Raw genomic sequence first — 16,726 nt, forward strand, 5'->3', positions numbered from 1 at the left:
GGCGGCGCAGTCTCCTGTGCCTCCTGACCCGTTTTCCGTTTCCGGTTTGCCGTGTCAGTGGAGGCGCATTATAGGGAACGGCTCAGATAGCGCAAGTGCAAATTGAGACTTTTTTTCTGTTCGTCTGAAATTTGCACAAAAGCGCTGTTTTACCCCTTTTTAATGCGCGCCGGAAGCTCTGCCAGGCTATTAATCACCCAATCTGCTGCTGCTTCACCTTCAGCAGTGACCGGTTTGCCGCTGCGCACCAGTACTTTCATGCCGACACCGGCAGCCTGCCCTGCCAGCATATCTTCCAGCTTGTCACCCACCATATAAGAAGCGGCCATATCAATATTCAGTTCTTCCTGTGCCGTCAACAGCATACCCGGCTGAGGCTTGCGGCAGTCACAGGCCTGACGGAACTCTGCTACTGTTGCTTCAGGATGGTGAGGACAGAAATAGATGCCATCAAGATCAACATCGCGATCGGCCAGCGACCAGTCCATCCATTCTGTCAGCCGCATAAAGGTATCTTCAGTAAACATACCGCGCGCGATGCCAGACTGATTGGTCACAACCACCAGCGCAAAACCCATTGCCTTCAGTTGTTGCAGCGCTTCAATCGTGCCGTCAATAAACTGGAAGTCATCGATCTCATGGACATAGCCATTATCGACATTAAGGGTGCCATCACGATCAAGAAAAATAGCGGGGACTTTATTCGCCACGTAGAAACTCCTGCTGTAAAAATTGCCGATCAGTATCGCATGATTGCTATAAAAGGGAGAATGTCAGATTGAATCACTTCCATTGATTTAGACGTCTGGATGCCTTAACATCCATCCAGCTTTTATACCGAATAAAAGCGACGAGGCTTCCCACACCACGGACAACGCAACACGATAATAAATAACATAATGATTAAACTAGAAAATATCACCAAGGTGTTTCAGCAAGGCACGCGGTCTGTTCCGGCGTTAAGGGATGTCAGCCTGCACGTGCCTGCCGGACAGATTTATGGCGTTATCGGTGCTTCCGGTGCCGGTAAAAGTACGTTGATTCGTTGCGTTAACCTGCTGGAGCGCCCTACTTCGGGCCGCGTACTGGTAGACGGTGCTGATTTAACCGCACTCAACGAACGTCAGTTAACCCAGGCGCGCCGCCAGATCGGCATGATCTTCCAGCACTTTAATCTGATGAACTCCCGTACCGTCGCGGGTAACGTCTCTCTTCCACTGGAACTCGGTAATCTCTCCCGCGCTCAGATCACGGCTCGCGTAACTGAACTGCTGGAACTGGTGGGATTATCAGACAAGCATGATGCCTGGCCCGCCAATCTGTCGGGCGGACAGAAGCAGCGTGTCGCGATTGCCCGCGCCCTGGCCAGCAATCCCAAGGTTCTGCTGTGTGATGAAGCCACCAGCGCACTGGATCCCGCGACGACCCGCTCTATTCTGGAATTGCTTAAAGACATTAACCGCCGGCTTGGGCTGACGATTCTGCTGATCACTCATGAAATGGATGTAGTGAAACGCATCTGCGATCAGGTTGCGGTCATCAGTCACGGTGAACTGATTGAGAAAGATAGCGTCAGTGAGGTCTTCTCTCATCCTAAGACACCGCTGGCGCAGCAGTTTATTCAGTCTACGCTGCATCTGGATATTCCGGATGATTACCAGCAGCGCCTTTCTGCCACCGCCGCTGAAGGCACCGTGCCCCTGCTGCGACTGGAATTCACCGGTAAATCGGTTGATGCGCCGCTGCTGTCTGAAGCTGCCCGCCGTTACAACGTGAATAACAACATTATCAGTGCCCAGATGGATTACGCCGGTGGCGTGAAGTTCGGCATTATGCTGGCCGAAATGCACGGCACAGAAAGCGATACCCGCGAGGCGATAGCCTGGCTGAAGGAGAATCATGTGAAAGTAGAGGTGTTAGGTTATGTCTGAAGCGATGATGTGGTTGCTGGGACGGGGCGTGTGGGAAACGCTGATGATGACCTTCGTCTCGGGCTTTTTCGGTTTTGTGCTGGGTCTGCCGGTCGGCGTTTTACTCTATGTCACCCGTCCGGGCCAGATTCTGCAGAATCAGGGACTTTATCGCGTGCTCTCCGCGCTGGTGAATATCTTCCGCTCCATTCCTTTCATTATCTTACTGGTCTGGATGATTCCTTTTACTCGCGTAATCGTCGGCACCTCAATCGGACTGCAGGCGGCCATCGTGCCGTTGACCGTTGGCGCGGCGCCGTTTATCGCACGTATGGTTGAAAATGCCTTGCTGGAACTGCCAACCGGACTGATTGAAGCATCACGTGCCATGGGCGCCACACCAATGCAGATCATCCGTAAGGTTCTGCTGCCGGAAGCGATGCCTGGCCTGGTGAATGCTGCGACCATCACCCTGATTACCCTGGTTGGTTACTCCGCCATGGGTGGCGCGGTGGGTGCCGGTGGTCTGGGCCAGATCGGTTATCAGTATGGTTATATCGGATATAACGCCACTGTGATGAATACGGTATTGGTGTTGTTAGTGGTTTTGGTGTATCTCATTCAATTCTGTGGCGACCGCATCGTGCATGCGGTGTCCCATAAATAAGCCAGCAATATCACATTATTAAGAAGGAAAGGATATGTCTTTCAGATTCAAGAAAATTGCCGCTGTGGGTGCACTGATTGGCGCGATTGCGCTGGCAGGATGCGATCAAAAAGAGAAAGACCCTAACCACATCAAAGTGGGTGTGATTGTCGGTGCTGAGCAGCAGGTTGCTGAAGCAGCGCAGAAAGTTGCCAAAGAGAAATATGGTCTGGACGTTGAGCTGGTCACCTTCAACGATTACGTACTGCCGAATGAAGCGCTGAGCAAAGGCGATATCGACGTCAACGCTTTCCAGCACAAACCGTATCTGGATCAGCAGATCAAAGATCGTGGCTACAAGCTGGTTTCAGTGGGTAACTCCTTCGTCTACCCAATCGCGGGCTATTCGAAAAAGATCAAGTCACTGGATGAACTGCAGGATGGCGCTCAGGTTGCCATTCCAAACGACCCGACCAACCTGGGCCGTACGCTGCTGCTGCTGCAGAAAGTGGGTCTGATCAAGCTGAAAGATGGCGTGGGCCTGCTGCCAACCTCACTGGATATCACTGAAAACCCTAAGCATCTGAAAATTGTTGAGCTGGAAGCGCCGCAGCTGCCTCGCTCACTGGACGATCAGCAGATCGCGCTGGCGGTTATCAACACCACCTACGCCAGCCAGATTGGCCTGACGCCAGCCAAAGATGGCATTTTCGTCGAAGATAAAGATTCACCGTACGTGAACCTGATTGTGGCGCGCGAAGATAATAAAGATGCGGAAAACGTGAAGAAATTCGTCAAGGCTTACCAGTCTGACGAAGTCTACGATGCCGCTAACAAAGTCTTTAACGGCGGCGCGGTTAAAGGCTGGTAATTCAGCTGTTCATCTCCTTAAGGGCGGCGCTATGCCGCCCTTTCTGTTATTGGGTGCCCTGCCCGACTTGTTATTTATTCTTGTCCTTGTTTCAATAACGCCACTTTTTGAAACCTGAGGATGTTGCCATGCGTTTTTTACCGCTCTGCTTGTTAGCATTGATGCTGACAGGGTGTGTTCATGAGTATCACCCGATAAGCAGCGCACCGTCCCGGCCGCAGCAATCCAGTGAACCCACCCGTAAGCCTGTGTCACGACCGGCACCGGTTAAGCTCTATACCGATGCCGCCGATCTGGTCAGCAAGCCGTTCCGCGATCTGGGTGAAGTCTCCGCTGAAGATTGCCAGATGAGTAATCAGAACTCCCCAGCCAACATCGCTACTGCACGTAAACGCCTGCAGATCAAAGCGTCACAGATGAAAGCCAATGCGGTGCTGCTGCATCAGTGTGAAATCGTCACCGGCACGCCAGGCTGCTATCGTCAGGCGGTGTGTCAGGGTTCGGCACTGAAAGTCAGCAATCAATGAGTGAATTCGCCTTTGCGCAAATTGGGGTAATCCGCTCACCGTGGAAGGAGAAGTTTGCCGTACCGCGCCAGCCAGGGCTGGTGCAGGATGGCGGCGGCGAACTGCACCTGCAGCCACCTTACAATCAGCCGGAAGCGGTGCGTGGACTGGAAGCGTTCAGCCACCTCTGGCTGCTGTTTGTCTTCCATCAGACGATGGAGGGCGGCTGGCGTCCCACGGTTCGGCCTCCCCGACTGGGCGGCAATGCGCGCATGGGTGTATTTGCGACACGTTCAACGTTCCGTCCCAATCCCATTGGCATGTCGCTGGTTGAGCTAAAAGGTATCAGGATTGAAAAACAGCAGGTGATCCTGCAGCTTGGCAGTCTGGATCTGGTCGATGGCACCCCGGTGGTGGATATCAAACCTTATCTGCCCTTTGCCGAAGCATTGCCGCATGCCCAGGCGGGTTTTGCTCAGGCGGCACCTGCGGCTGATATGCCGGTTCGCTTCTCCGCGCTGGCACAACAGCAGCTTCACCAGCAGTCGCGCTACCCCAATCTGGCTCGCTTTATCAGTGAAGTGCTGGCACAGGATCCCCGTCCCGCTTACCGTCAGGGCGAAACGCAGGCGCGGGAATATGCGGCCTGGCTGATGGATTTTAATGTACGCTGGCGCATTGACGATGCCGGTACTGAAGTGATCGCTATCGACCCGCGTTAAAACCCGCTTTTGAGCCGGTGATCTCACTGGTACACTAGCCGCCAGCAAAATTCTGTCTGTGACTTTCCGATCAACTGGAACCGTAATCAATGCGTACTACTCAATATCTGCTCTCTACTCAGAAAGAGACGCCTTCCGACGCTGAAGTGATCAGCCACCAGCTGATGCTGCGCGCCGGTATGATCCGCAAACTGGCTTCTGGCTTGTACACCTGGTTACCGACCGGGGTTCGCGTGCTGAAAAAAGTCGAAAACATCGTGCGCGAAGAGATGAACAACGCGGGCGCGGTTGAGATTTTAATGCCGGTTGTGCAGCCCGCCGACCTGTGGCAGGAGAGCGGTCGCTGGGAGGAGTATGGCCCGGAACTGTTACGTATTGCAGATCGCCACGAGCGTCCGTTCGTGCTGGGTCCGACGCATGAAGAGGTGGTCACTGACCTGATCCGCAATGAGCTGAGCTCTTATAAGCAACTGCCGCTCAACCTCTATCAGATCCAGACCAAATTCCGTGATGAAGTCCGTCCGCGCTTTGGCGTGATGCGTTCACGTGAATTCATCATGAAAGATGCTTACTCGTTCCACGTTTCGCAGGAGTCGCTGCAGGAAACGTATGACGCGATGTACCGCGCCTATAGCCAGATCTTCAGCCGTATGGGTCTGGATTTCCGCGCCGTGCAGGCCGACACCGGCTCGATTGGCGGCAGCGCCTCCCATGAGTTCCAGGTTCTGGCGCAGAGCGGTGAAGATGATGTGATCTTCTCTACCGATTCTGATTACGCGGCCAACATTGAGCTGGCCGAAGCCGTCGCACCCGCTGGTGAGCGCGCAGCGCCGTCGCAGGAGATGCAACTGGTCGAGACGCCAGACGCAAAAACCATCGCGGAGCTGGTTGAGCAATTCAATGTGCCTGTTGAAAAAACAGTGAAAACGCTGATTGTTAAAGGTGCTGAAGAGAGCGGCCACGCGCTGGTTGCCCTGCTGGTACGCGGCGATCATCAGCTTAATGAGATCAAAGCGGAGAAGTCAGAGATCGTTGCGTCACCGCTGGTGTTCGCGACCGAAGAAGAGATTCGCGCTGCAGTGGGTGCCGGACCGGGTTCAATCGGCCCGGTTGGTCTGCAGATGCCTGTTATTGCTGATCGTACCGTGGCGAAGATGAGCGACTTCAGCGCCGGTGCCAACGTCGATGGTAAGCACTACTTCGGCATTAACTGGGAGCGCGATCTGCCGCTGGCCAGCGTTGCGGATATCCGTAACGTGGTCGAAGGCGATTTAAGCCCGGATGGTAAAGGCACGCTGCAGATTAAGCGCGGCATCGAAGTCGGTCATATTTTCCAGCTCGGCACCAAGTATTCTGACGCGCTGAAAGCGTCTGTTCAGGGCGAAGATGGCCGCAATCAGGTGATGAGCATGGGCTGCTACGGCATCGGCATCACCCGCGTTGTTGCGGCAGCCATTGAGCAGAACCATGACGACCGCGGCATCATCTGGCCAGCCGCACTGGCACCTTTCGAGGTTGCGATTCTGCCAATGAATATGCAGAAATCGTTCCGGGTTAAAGAGCTGGCGGAAGAGCTGTATGCCACCCTGCGTGCTAAAGGCGTTGAGGTTATTCTGGATGACCGTAAAGAGCGTCCGGGCGTGATGTTCGCTGATATGGAACTGATCGGTGTGCCACACACCATCGTCATTGGTGATCGCAATCTCGATAATCAGGAGATTGAGTACAAATCACGTCGTGCCGGTGAGAAGCAGATGATTAAGCAGGATGAAATTGTTGAATTCCTGCTGAAGGCTCTGAATAAGTAAGTTCTTAGCGTTAATCAAAGCGGGCTGAATCTGGCCGCAACAGATGAGCTCAACGCGAAGGGAACCGGGTCAGGAGAGGAAAGCGTCCCGCGCCAGGGACGGTGCGGGCCGAGCGGCCATGGATGGCGTTAGCGACTTTCCGATCTGACCGCGTTCCCTGAGCAGGCTCGATCTCTTCGCCGCTCGCCCCTGACGTTGTAAGTACTCAAACGCCCCGCCTGCGGGGCGTTTTTTATTGTACCTTGCCGCGCATCGATTTAGTTGAACTGCGGCGGGCTTTTCCTTCAAGACGGCGCTCTTTTGAGGCGCGGGTCGGCCGCGTGGCGCGCCGGGCTTTTTCCACGGTACTCAGCTCCTTGATCAGATTAACCAGACGTTGCAGCGCCGCTTCACGATTCATCTCCTGACTGCGATACTCCTGCGCCTTGATCACCACAACGCCATCACCGGTAATCAAATGATGAGTGGCGGTGAGCAGCCGCTCTTTATAAAACGCGGGCAGTGAAGAGGCAGCGATATCGAAGCGCAGATGAATGGCGGTGCTGGCTTTATTGACATGTTGTCCGCCTGCGCCCTGAGCACGAATCGCCGTCAGCTCAATCTCACTCTCCGGAATCTCAACCGAACGGGATAGCATAATCATAAGCTCGCTCCCCACACCTTAACCACGTTGACCTCCGATAACCTGTTCATCAAATTAACCTTTTGTGCTCTGATTTATTCCGCCTCAGACAGCGGAATCTGTCACTTTAGCAGTGATTCGCGCACTGTTCCTGCTTTACGCAGGCTGATTTCCTCTAAATGGCTATGATATAGTCGCCAGTTAACCAGAGTATTTACGCTCTGCCGAGGAGGGCCACGTGCAAAATTATTGTGAGTTAGTTCGCCGGAAGTATGCCGAAATCGGCAGCGGGGATTTAGGTTACATACCGGATGCGATTGGCTGCGCATTGAAGGCACTTAATGATGTTGCCGCAAATACTGAGCTAAACTCTTCTGTCAGGGAACAGGCGGCCTACGCCGCTGCTAACTTATTGGTGAGCGACTATGTTGATAAATGAAGCGTACCAACCTATCAATTGCGATGATTACGATAATCTGGAACTCGCCTGCCAGAACAACTGGATGCTGTCGCTGGAAATGAAAGATGGCGAGCAGCTTAAGGCAAAAGCCAAAGAGATCTTTTCACGTAAGAACGTTGAATATCTGGCTATCGATCTTTCCGGTGAACATCGCGAATTACGTCTCGACCATATCGCCAGCTTCACCCATCCCGAGTTGGGTACGGTGGTTGTCAGCGCAGAGTAACCTACGCATTCAGGGCGGGACCTTTCCGCCCTGTTAAACTTCAGGGCTGCAACGAACTGTAGTACGCCGCTAAATCCGCCATATCGCTGTCACTCAATCCCGCCACAAACGCCTTCATGACTTCAGCCTGACCGCCACTGCGTTCGCCCTTTTTATAGGCCTGCAGCGCATGTTCCAGATAAGGTGCGTGCTGCCCGGCCAGGTCAGGATAGAGCGGCACCGCCGCTTTTCCTGCTGCGCCATGACAGGCCATGCAACTGCCCGCTTTCTGTGCGCCGCGCTGCGCATCACCCGCTGCCCATGCCGGTAACACGGTGACCGCTAAACAGGCAATAAGCCACTGTTTCATTATTGTTGTTCTCCTGCGCCGCATGCTCCGTCCCAGACTATCTGCCAGCCCTGCTGATCAGTGGCCGCGCCATCACGGGTGACAAAAAGAGTCGGAACGCAGACCAGCGTCTGGTTATAAAAAATTAACGGCAGCCGTTCACGCTGCCACGGCGGTATCTGTAACTCCTGCCACAGTTTTTTCATTTCCCTTCCGCCACGACGGCCCACCAGATGGACATAACCCTGTGCGTGAAACCGCACGCTGACCTGCTCATCCGGCTCAGGATAGCGCAACAGGCTCTGCGACTGGCTGGCACGCAGCGTGCCAAGATTCTGCGGTAACGCCAGCGGCTGGCAGAGATTGGGCCATGCCAGCTCGGTGTCGCGCAGTGAACTGAACAACGGCAGCCAGTAGAGCTGCTGACGGTAACGACGAAGTTCAGCCTGACCGAATCGCAGCCGGGGCTGCGCATCCTCCCGGCTCGCCATCACTTCGTCGTGGATGCGTTTCAGCGCTTCACGGGACGGCATCGCCCCACCCTGTCCGGCGATCCAGCGCCGCAATAAGGCATTAGCACGCAGCTCACTCATGGCCATTAAGGGTGGAAAGTGCAGGCTGCCATCAGGCTGGATCAGCTCTGCCAGTTGCCCGACGAGCAGTTCATCCAGCAACTGCTCCTGCTCACTGCATAACGCCGCACTGCGGGCCGCTGCCTCGGCAAAATGGGGCCAGCGCTGGTGAAGCTCAGGCAGCAGCCGCTGACGCAGAAAGTTGCGGTCGTAGCGAAGATCCTGATTGCTCTCATCTTCAATCCACGCCAGCTGATGCGCGTCGGCATAGGCTTCAAGCGACTGTCGCGTCTGATTCAGCAGCGGACGCACCAGCTGATGAGAACCCAGCGTGCGTGTAGCGGGCATCGCTGCCAGCCCGGCGGGACCACTGCCGCGCTTCAGCGCCAGCAGGAATGTTTCGCACTGATCGTCGAGGTGCTGCGCTGTGAGTAACACTTCGCCCGGCTGCAGTGCCGCACTCAGCGCCTGATAACGGGCAGTGCGGGCGGCTGCTTCAATGCCGTTTTCCCGGCCATCAACGTTAACGCGGAGCACTTCACAGGGCAGCTGCCACTGCGCGCAAATCGTCTGGCAATGGGTTGCCCAGCGATCGGCATTCGGGCTAAGCCCATGGTGAACATGCAGTGCCCGCAGGCGCAACTGAGGATGCTGCTGCTGCCAGCCGCGAAGCTGATGCAGCAGCACGGTTGAATCCAGTCCACCGCTGAATGCGACCACCAGGGCGGCATCAGGTTGCAACAGAGTGTCAAAAGCGGGCAAAGACATGGCAGAATCCAGAAAATCGGGCCACTGAATGTCGCCCGCTGAGCGCGCTATTTTACGCCTGATAAAGCTCCAGCGGCAAACCATCCGGATCGGCAAAGAAAGTGCATTGTTTACCGGTCAGGTCATCAATGCGAATCGGCTCGCAGATAACGCCTTTATCGGCCAGCGTCGCGACGGCAGCGGCAACATCCGGCACGGTAAAGGCCAGATGACGCAGGCCACACGCTTCAGGATGACTGACCCGCGCCGGCGGCTCAGGAAAAGAGAACAGCTCAATGGTGTAGCGATCCTGTAGGGCAAGGTCGCCTTTCCAGGAGTCCCGCGCTTCGCGGTAATATTCGCCCATCAGACGGAAACCCAGTACGTCACAATAGAATGCTTTGCTGCGCTGATAGTCAGAGGCGATGATGGCGATGTGGTGAATAGCGGTTAACTGCAACATGTTCAATTCCCTGATTCGGGCAGGCTGTCCACAGACACCCTGCCGCTGATAGTCGTTTAAAGGTTTATGCGAGGTCGTTTTTCAGCACGCGGACGCGATACTCGCCCTCTTCGGTCAGGCTGGCACCGTGAATATCCGTTTCGAAGCCCGGATAATGCCGTCCAATGCTGCACAGCATCAGCAGAAAATCGAGCACTGCGCGGCTCTTCTCAGTAATCATCTCGCCTGGCATCACCAGTGGAACGCCTGGCGGATAAGGCAGAATCATATTGGCCGACACCCGCCCGACCAGTTCGCTGAGATCCACCGTTTCGATGTTGCCCTTCACCTGCTGCTGAAACGCCTGATGCGGCGTCATCTTCATTTCGGGCAGGACATCAAATGCCTGCAGCATCAGACGTGGCAGATCGTGATGGCGGATCAGCTGATGGATCCCCTGCGCCAGTGTCTGGATGCGCATATTGCGATAGAAGTCAGGATCTTCGGCATAGAGATCCGGCAGCATGTTTTTCACCCGCAGATTAAGATCGTAGGCGCGTTTGAACTCGGTCAGTCCGCGCAGCACGCTCATCGCTTTGGTTTTGTCGATACCGATGCTGAACAGGAACAGCAGGTTATAGGGACCGGTTTTCTCCACCACGATGCCGCGCTCATCCAGAAACTTCGCCACCAGCGCCGCCGGGATCCCCTCTTCCGCCATCTTCCCCAGTTCGCTCATGCCCGGCGTCAGAATGGTGACTTTGATCGGATCCAGGTACATGTGATCGCGATCGGCCTGAGTAAATCCGTGCCACTCTTCGTCGCCGGGCTGGATCGGCCAGCATTGCGCTTCATCAACCTCTTCCGGCTGCCAGATATCAAAGAACCAGCTATCGGACTCCTCGCGCAGGCGCTGGATCTCCCGACGGAAGTGCAGCGCGCGCTCCACCGAGCGATTGATCAGTCGTTTACCGGGATTGCCACGCAGCATGGCAGCAGCAGTTTCAATAGAGGAGACGATGGCGTAATTGGGCGAGGTGGTGGTGTGCATCATGTAGGCTTCGTTAAACGTCTGTTCGTCGTAGTCGCCCTTAATGTGAATCATTGATGCCTGCGAAAACGCCGCCAGCAGTTTGTGGGTCGATTGCGTCTCATACACCACTTTTCCCGGGATGCGGTCGCCACTCATGCCACTTTTACCGGCGTAGATCGGATGGAAATTGGTGTAAGGCACCCACGCTGAATCGAAATGAATCGACGGTACATCCAGTGTCTCTTTGATGTACTGGGTATTGTAGAGCAGCCCATCATAGGTGGAGTTGGTGATCACCGCATGAACCGGCCACGTGGCACGGTCGGTGGCAGCCACCTTGAGCGAAATACTCTCGCGGGTGAACTCCTGCTTCGGGATACCGCCGAGAATACCCAACGCATTGCGGGTCGGCTTCAGCCAGATGGGGATAAGATCACTCATCATCAGCAGATGGGTCAGTGACTTGTGGCAGTTGCGATCGATCAGCACGGTACTGCCCGCCGGTGCGGCATACATGCCGACAATTTTGTTCGACGTTGAGGTCCCGTTGGTCACCATGTAACTCTGTTCGGCGCCAAAAGTGCGTGCAATGTACTCCTCCGCTTCAAGGTGCGGACCGGTGTGATCAAGCAGCGAACCCAGTTCGGTAACGGAAATTGAGATGTCCGATTTCAGGGTATTGGCCCCGAAGAAATCGTAGAACAGGCAGCCCACCGGGCTCTTCTGAAACGCGGTACCCGCCATATGGCCCGGCGTGCAGAAGGTGTACTTGCCCTCTTTCACATAGGTGAACAACGCTTTAGTCAGCGGCGGCGTAATGTGGTCGAGATAGTCATCGGTATATTGCCGGATATGCAGCGCGATATCGTCGGCGGCATTCAGCGCGTACTCAAAAAAGTGCAGCGGCATGCGCATCTCATTGACGCTGATATCCATCTGCGAGTGGGTGTTGATAAAGGCGTACAGCGGCAGGTATTCGTTGAGCTGATTAATCTCACCACAGAGTTCCGGACTGTTGTGCGCGTCCCAGTCGAAGATGACGCCGCTGATACGCGGATTGTGCTCGATCAGTTTCAGCAGATCGTCACTGTTTTTCGGGTAAAGCAGCCTGAAGCCTTGCAGATTTAACGCCGCGTCGAGTTCGCGTAACGGTTCATCTTTATAAAACACGCCGTGCGCGCCCATGATCGCCAGAATATTCAATGCCCATCTCCCTGATTATTGTGGAACCGGACAAGCATAACCGCTAACCCGCGGAAGGTGTAGCAAGGCGGCTATCGGATGGCGCTGAAAGAGAGGGGAATAGCGTGCGGAGATAAACCGGCGGCATAAAAAAAGCGGACCGGAGTCCGCTTTTATGGATGGGGCTAAATCAGGCGTAGCCGTAGCTCATCAGGCGCTGATAACGACGATCCAGCAGCTCTTCAGTGCTAAATCCATCGAGATCGGCCAGATCGGCCAGCAGCTGCTGCTTCAGTGACTGCGCCATATCAACCGGACGGCGATGCGCGCCACCCAGCGGCTCAGGGATCACCGAGTCAATCAGCTTCAGCTCTTTCAGACGGTGAGCGGTAATGCCCATCGCTTCAGCGGCCAGCGGCGCTTTGTCAGCGCTTTTCCACAGAATAGATGCACAGCCTTCCGGCGAGATCACTGAATAGGTGCTGTACTGCAGCATATTCACTTTGTCGCCCACGCCAATCGCCAGCGCACCACCTGAACCGCCCTCACCGATGACCGTACAGATCACCGGCACTTTCAGGCCAGACATTTCACGCAGGTTGCGGGCAATCGCTTCAGACTGCCCACGCTCTTCCGCGCCCACACCCGGATAGGCACCCGGTGTGTCGATGAAGGTGATGATTGGCATTTTGAAACGCTCAGCCATCTCCATCAGGCGCAGCGCTTTGCGATAGCCTTCCGGTGCTGGCATGCCGAAGTTACGGCGAATTTTCTCTTTGGTTTCACGGCCTTTCTGGTGCCCGATGATCATCACCGGACGTCCATCAAGACGTGCAATCCCGCCCACAATCGCTTTGTCATCGGCATAAGCACGGTCGCCCGCCAGCTCATCGAAATCGTCGAAGGCGTTGCGCACGTAGTCAAAGGTGTAAGGACGCAAAGGATGACGCGCCAGCTGAGCGATTTGCCATGCGCCCAAATCGGCGAAGATTTTACGGGTCAGCTCAACGCTTTTCTCACGCAGACGCTGAACTTCTTCATCCAGATTAACGTGTTTATCATCCTGACGACCAATTGAGGTCAGCGAATCGATCTTCGCTTCCAGTTCTGCAATTGGCTGTTCAAAATCCAGGTAATTAAGACTCATAATGTTCCTGTTCTAGTCAAACTCCAGTTCCACCTGCTCCGATCCAATCAACGAGCGCAGATCGTTAAGTAAACGATCGCTGGGCGAAATTCGCCACGCTGCACCAAAGCGCAGCTTCGCTCGCGCGTCGGCTCTCTGATAGTAGAGATGCACCGGAATAGTCCCTGATCGATGAGGTTCCAGAGACTGACGGAGTCGGTTTAATAGCTGGTCATCAATTTGCCTGTCCGTCAGCGAGATAGCAAGTCCGCGCGCGTATTTTTCGCGAGCTTCGTCGATGTCCATGACTTCACGAGCGGTCATTTTAAGGCCACCACTGAAGTCATCAAAGCTGACCTGTCCGCTGACGATCAGAATTCGGTCTTTCTCCAGCAACTGCTGGTATTTATCTAACGCATCGGTAAATAACATCACCTCAAGACGACCGGAGCGATCGTCCAGAGTACAGATACCAATTCGGTTGCCGCGTTTGGTGACCATTACCCGTGCCGCGATCACCAGACCGGCCGCCACGGTAATTTTACCCCGATCGGTAGGATGCATATCTTTCAGCCGCACCCCGCCAACGTAACGCTCAATTTCTTTCAGGTACTGATTAATCGGGTGGCCGGTAAGGTAAAGCCCCAGCGTTTCCCGTTCGCCATCCAGCTGCACCTGCTCAGGCCACGGCGTGACGCTGGCGTACGATTTCTCAACCTGTTCCGGCTCTTCCGCCAGTACGCCAAACATATCAGCCTGGCCAATCGCTTCCGCTTTCGCGTGCTGATCGGCCGCTTTTAACGCGTCACTGAGTGAACTCATCAGCGCAGCACGATGCGGTCCAAGGCGATCAAAGGCCCCGGACATGATCAATTTTTCCATTACCCGACGGTTGATCTTTTTGGTGTCGGTACGGGCGCAGAGATCAAACAACTCGCGGAAATAACCGCCTTCGTTACGGGCGTCGATGATCGCTTCGATCGGACCTTCACCGACGCCTTTAATCGCGCCAATGCCGTAAACGATCTCGCCCGCGTCATTAACATGGAACTGATAGAGACCGGAGTTGATATCAGGCGGCAGGACTTTCAGTCCCATCCGCCAGCACTCATCGACCAGGCCAACCACTTTCTCGGTGTTATCCATATCGGCGGTCATGACCGCAGCCATAAACTCAGCCGGATAGTGCGCCTTCAGCCACAACGTCTGGTAGGAGACGAGTGCGTAGGCCGCAGAGTGTGACTTGTTAAAGCCATAACCTGCAAATTTTTCTACCAGATCGAAGATCTTCATCGACAGTTCCCCGTCGATGCCCATACTTTCGGCACCGTCGCGGAATACAGAACGCTGTTTGGCCATCTCCTCGGGTTTCTTTTTACCCATGGCGCGACGCAGCATATCCGCACCGCCCAGCGTGTAACCGGAGAGAACCTGGGCGATCTGCATCACCTGTTCCTGATAGAGGATGATGCCGTAGGTCGGTTCCAGCACCGGTTTCAGGCTTTCATGCTGCCACTGAATGTCCGGATAGGAGATCGCTTCACGGCCATGCTTACGGTCAATGAAGTTATCCACCATGCCGGACTGCAGTGGGCCAGGACGGAACAGCGCCACCAGTGCGATCATATCTTCGAAGCAGTCGGGCTTCAGACGCTTAATCAGATCTTTCATGCCGCGCGATTCAAGCTGGAACACCGCGGTGGTTTCCGAGCGCTGCAGCATATCGAAGCTTTTCTTATCATCCAGCGGGATAGAGGCGATATCGATCGGCTCCAGTCCCTGCTTTTCCCGGCGCGGGTTGATCATCTTCAGCGCCCAGTCGATGATGGTCAGCGTACGCAGGCCCAGGAAGTCGAACTTCACCAGGCCGGCATATTCCACATCATTTTTATCGAACTGGGTCACCGGGAACTGCCCATGCTCATCGCAATAGAGCGGCGCAAAATCGGTGATCTTCGTTGGCGCAATGACCACGCCGCCCGCATGTTTACCGGCGTTACGCGTGACCCCTTCCAGCTTGCGCGCCATGTCGATCAGCGCTTTAACCTCTTCGTCCGCGTCATACATGGCGGGAAGCTGCGGTTCAGCAATAAAGGCTTTTTCCAGCGTCATGCCGGGATCGGGCGGGATCAGTTTTGAAATGCGGTCAACGAAGCCGTAAGGATGTCCCAGCACGCGGCCCACATCGCGAATGACCGCTTTCGCCGCCATGGTGCCGAAGGTAATAATCTGGGAAACCGCTTCACGTCCGTACATATCTGCAACGTGTTCGATCACCTGATCGCGCTTCTCCATGCAGAAGTCGACGTCGAAATCGGGCATCGAGACGCGTTCCGGGTTCAGGAAGCGTTCGAACAGCAGGTCAAATTCCAGCGGATCGATATCGGTGATTTTCAGCGCATAGGCCACCAGTGAACCGGCACCGGAACCACGCCCCGGCCCGACCGGCACGCCGTTGTCCTTCGACCACTGGATGAACTCCATTACGATCAGGAAGTAGCCGGGGAAACCCATCTGGTTAATAACGTTGAGTTCAATTTCCAGACGTTCATCATATTCCGGGCGTTTCTCAAGGCGTTCGGCTTCGTCCGGGAACAGGAACTCGAGACGCTCTTCCAGACCCTCACGGGATTTCACCACCAGATAATCTTCGGTGGTCATGTCACCGGTCGGGAACTGCGGCAGGAAGTACTCGCCCAGCCGGACCGTGACGTTACAACGCTTAGCAATCTCTACGCTGTTTTCCAGCGCTTCCGGGATGTCCGAGAAGAGCTCGCACATCTCCTCTTCGCTGCGCATATATTGCTGAGGACTGTAGTTACGCGGACGCTTGGGATCATCCAGCGTATAGCCATCATGAATGGCGACGCGAATTTCGTGCGCATCGAAATCTTCTGCATTGATAAAGCAGACTTCATTGGTGGCAACGACCGGTATTCCCTCTGCAATCGCCAGTTCAACTGCCGCATGCAGATAGCTCTCTTCGTCCTGACGGCCGGTACGAATCAGCTCCAGGTAGTAGCGATCGGGGAAATGTTGCTGGTAAAACGACAGGCATTGCGAAACCAGGGCATTGTTGCCGCGCAGCAGGCTGCGACCCACATCGCCACGCCGTCCGCCCGACAGCAGGATTAATCCTTCCTGCAATTCAATCAGCCAGTCGCGGTCGATGATCGGTCCGTCCACGCCATACCCACGCTGATAGGCACGGGAGATCAGCAGCGTCAGGTTCTGGTATCCGGTATTACTGGACGCCAGCACGGTAAGCTGTGTCAGCTCATCCCCCATCAGCTCACTGGCAACGTTGAAATCGGCACCAATGACCGGCTTTATCCCTGCGCTGTGCGCGCCACCGTAAAATTTCACCAGGCCACAGAGGTTAGTGAAGTCGGTAATCGCGATAGCCGGCATGCCAAGGGCAGCCGCCTTCTTGATTAACGGCCCGGTTTTCGCCAGGCCATCAACCATCGAATAGTCACTGTGGACACGCAGATGTATAAAACGGGGTTCAGCCATATCAGTTTC

General features: G+C 55.1%; 16 protein-coding genes. 8 read left to right on the plus strand and 8 right to left on the minus strand.

The window, feature by feature from the left end; all coding sequences use genetic code 11:
- Nucleotides 1-149: 149 nt before the first annotated feature.
- Nucleotides 150-710, minus strand: a complete 561-nt coding sequence (gmhB, locus tag NR195_RS16125) for a D-glycero-beta-D-manno-heptose 1,7-bisphosphate 7-phosphatase (RefSeq protein ID WP_031591190.1) — start codon at nucleotides 708-710, stop codon at nucleotides 150-152.
- 189 nt (nucleotides 711-899) lie between these two features.
- Between gmhB and metN the strand changes: the two genes are divergently transcribed.
- From metN to proS, 6 genes are all read left to right on the plus strand, one after another.
- Entirely contained in the window at nucleotides 900-1,931 is a 1,032-nt protein-coding gene (gene metN / locus NR195_RS16130) for a methionine ABC transporter ATP-binding protein MetN (protein WP_124889714.1), read from the plus strand.
- A complete protein-coding gene (locus NR195_RS16135; RefSeq protein WP_003852613.1) occupies nucleotides 1,924-2,577 on the plus strand; it encodes a methionine ABC transporter permease MetI in 654 nt (217 codons plus the stop codon). Before metN ends, NR195_RS16135 begins: the two co-directional genes overlap by 8 nt.
- Nucleotides 2,578-2,611: 34 nt before the next feature.
- Nucleotides 2,612-3,427 (plus strand): MetQ/NlpA family lipoprotein, encoded by an 816-nt coding sequence (locus NR195_RS16140; protein WP_010254184.1) that lies wholly within the window; start codon nucleotides 2,612-2,614, stop codon nucleotides 3,425-3,427.
- 128 nt (nucleotides 3,428-3,555) lie between these two features.
- Nucleotides 3,556-3,954 carry an Rcs stress response system protein RcsF gene (gene rcsF / locus NR195_RS16145; RefSeq protein ID WP_010254182.1) on the plus strand — a complete coding sequence of 133 codons (399 nt, stop codon included), beginning with the start codon at nucleotides 3,556-3,558 and terminating at the stop codon, nucleotides 3,952-3,954.
- A complete protein-coding gene (tsaA, locus tag NR195_RS16150; RefSeq protein WP_010254180.1) occupies nucleotides 3,951-4,655 on the plus strand; it encodes a tRNA (N6-threonylcarbamoyladenosine(37)-N6)-methyltransferase TrmO in 705 nt (234 codons plus the stop codon). The genes rcsF and tsaA overlap by 4 nt, the downstream gene beginning before the upstream one ends.
- A gap of 89 nt (nucleotides 4,656-4,744) precedes the next feature.
- A complete protein-coding gene (gene proS, locus NR195_RS16155) occupies nucleotides 4,745-6,463 on the plus strand; it encodes a proline--tRNA ligase (RefSeq protein ID WP_022625458.1) in 1,719 nt (572 codons plus the stop codon).
- Between the two features lie 232 nt (nucleotides 6,464-6,695).
- Here the strand turns inward: proS and arfB are convergent, their stop codons facing one another.
- Nucleotides 6,696-7,106: an alternative ribosome rescue aminoacyl-tRNA hydrolase ArfB gene (gene arfB / locus NR195_RS16160; protein WP_064691117.1), complete on the minus strand. Its 411-nt coding sequence runs from the start codon at nucleotides 7,104-7,106 to the stop codon at nucleotides 6,696-6,698.
- Nucleotides 7,107-7,323: 217 nt separating this feature from the next.
- Here arfB and NR195_RS16165 point away from each other — a divergent pair, with 217 nt between their 5' ends.
- Entirely contained in the window at nucleotides 7,324-7,524 is a 201-nt protein-coding gene (locus NR195_RS16165; protein ID WP_010254172.1) for a YaeP family protein, read from the plus strand.
- Nucleotides 7,511-7,771, plus strand: coding sequence for a Rho-binding antiterminator (gene rof, locus NR195_RS16170; protein WP_010254167.1), 261 nt, complete (start codon nucleotides 7,511-7,513; stop codon nucleotides 7,769-7,771). The genes NR195_RS16165 and rof overlap by 14 nt, the downstream gene beginning before the upstream one ends.
- Nucleotides 7,772-7,811: 40 nt before the next feature.
- Here the strand turns inward: rof and NR195_RS16175 are convergent, their stop codons facing one another.
- From NR195_RS16175 to dnaE, 6 genes are all read right to left on the minus strand, one after another.
- Nucleotides 7,812-8,120, minus strand: a complete 309-nt coding sequence (locus NR195_RS16175) for a cytochrome c (protein ID WP_010254164.1) — start codon at nucleotides 8,118-8,120, stop codon at nucleotides 7,812-7,814.
- Nucleotides 8,120-9,439 carry a tRNA lysidine(34) synthetase TilS gene (gene tilS, locus NR195_RS16180; protein WP_256844719.1) on the minus strand — a complete coding sequence of 440 codons (1,320 nt, stop codon included), beginning with the start codon at nucleotides 9,437-9,439 and terminating at the stop codon, nucleotides 8,120-8,122. The genes NR195_RS16175 and tilS overlap by 1 nt, the downstream gene beginning before the upstream one ends.
- Nucleotides 9,440-9,491: 52 nt before the next feature.
- Nucleotides 9,492-9,881, minus strand: a complete 390-nt coding sequence (locus tag NR195_RS16185; protein ID WP_010671867.1) for a VOC family protein — start codon at nucleotides 9,879-9,881, stop codon at nucleotides 9,492-9,494.
- 64 nt (nucleotides 9,882-9,945) lie between these two features.
- Nucleotides 9,946-12,096, minus strand: a complete 2,151-nt coding sequence (locus tag NR195_RS16190) for a lysine decarboxylase LdcC (protein WP_033756642.1) — start codon at nucleotides 12,094-12,096, stop codon at nucleotides 9,946-9,948.
- Between the two features lie 169 nt (nucleotides 12,097-12,265).
- Nucleotides 12,266-13,222, minus strand: coding sequence for an acetyl-CoA carboxylase carboxyl transferase subunit alpha (gene accA, locus NR195_RS16195; RefSeq protein WP_010254150.1), 957 nt, complete (start codon nucleotides 13,220-13,222; stop codon nucleotides 12,266-12,268).
- A 12-nt stretch (nucleotides 13,223-13,234) separates the two neighbouring features.
- On the minus strand, nucleotides 13,235-16,717 hold the full coding sequence (gene dnaE, locus NR195_RS16200) for a DNA polymerase III subunit alpha (protein ID WP_010671865.1): 3,483 nt from the start codon (nucleotides 16,715-16,717) through the stop codon (nucleotides 13,235-13,237).
- Nucleotides 16,718-16,726: the final 9 nt, after the last annotated feature.

The organism is Pantoea sp. Ft-CA_14, assembly GCF_024520875.1.
Taxonomy (GTDB): domain Bacteria; phylum Pseudomonadota; class Gammaproteobacteria; order Enterobacterales; family Enterobacteriaceae; genus Pantoea; species Pantoea agglomerans.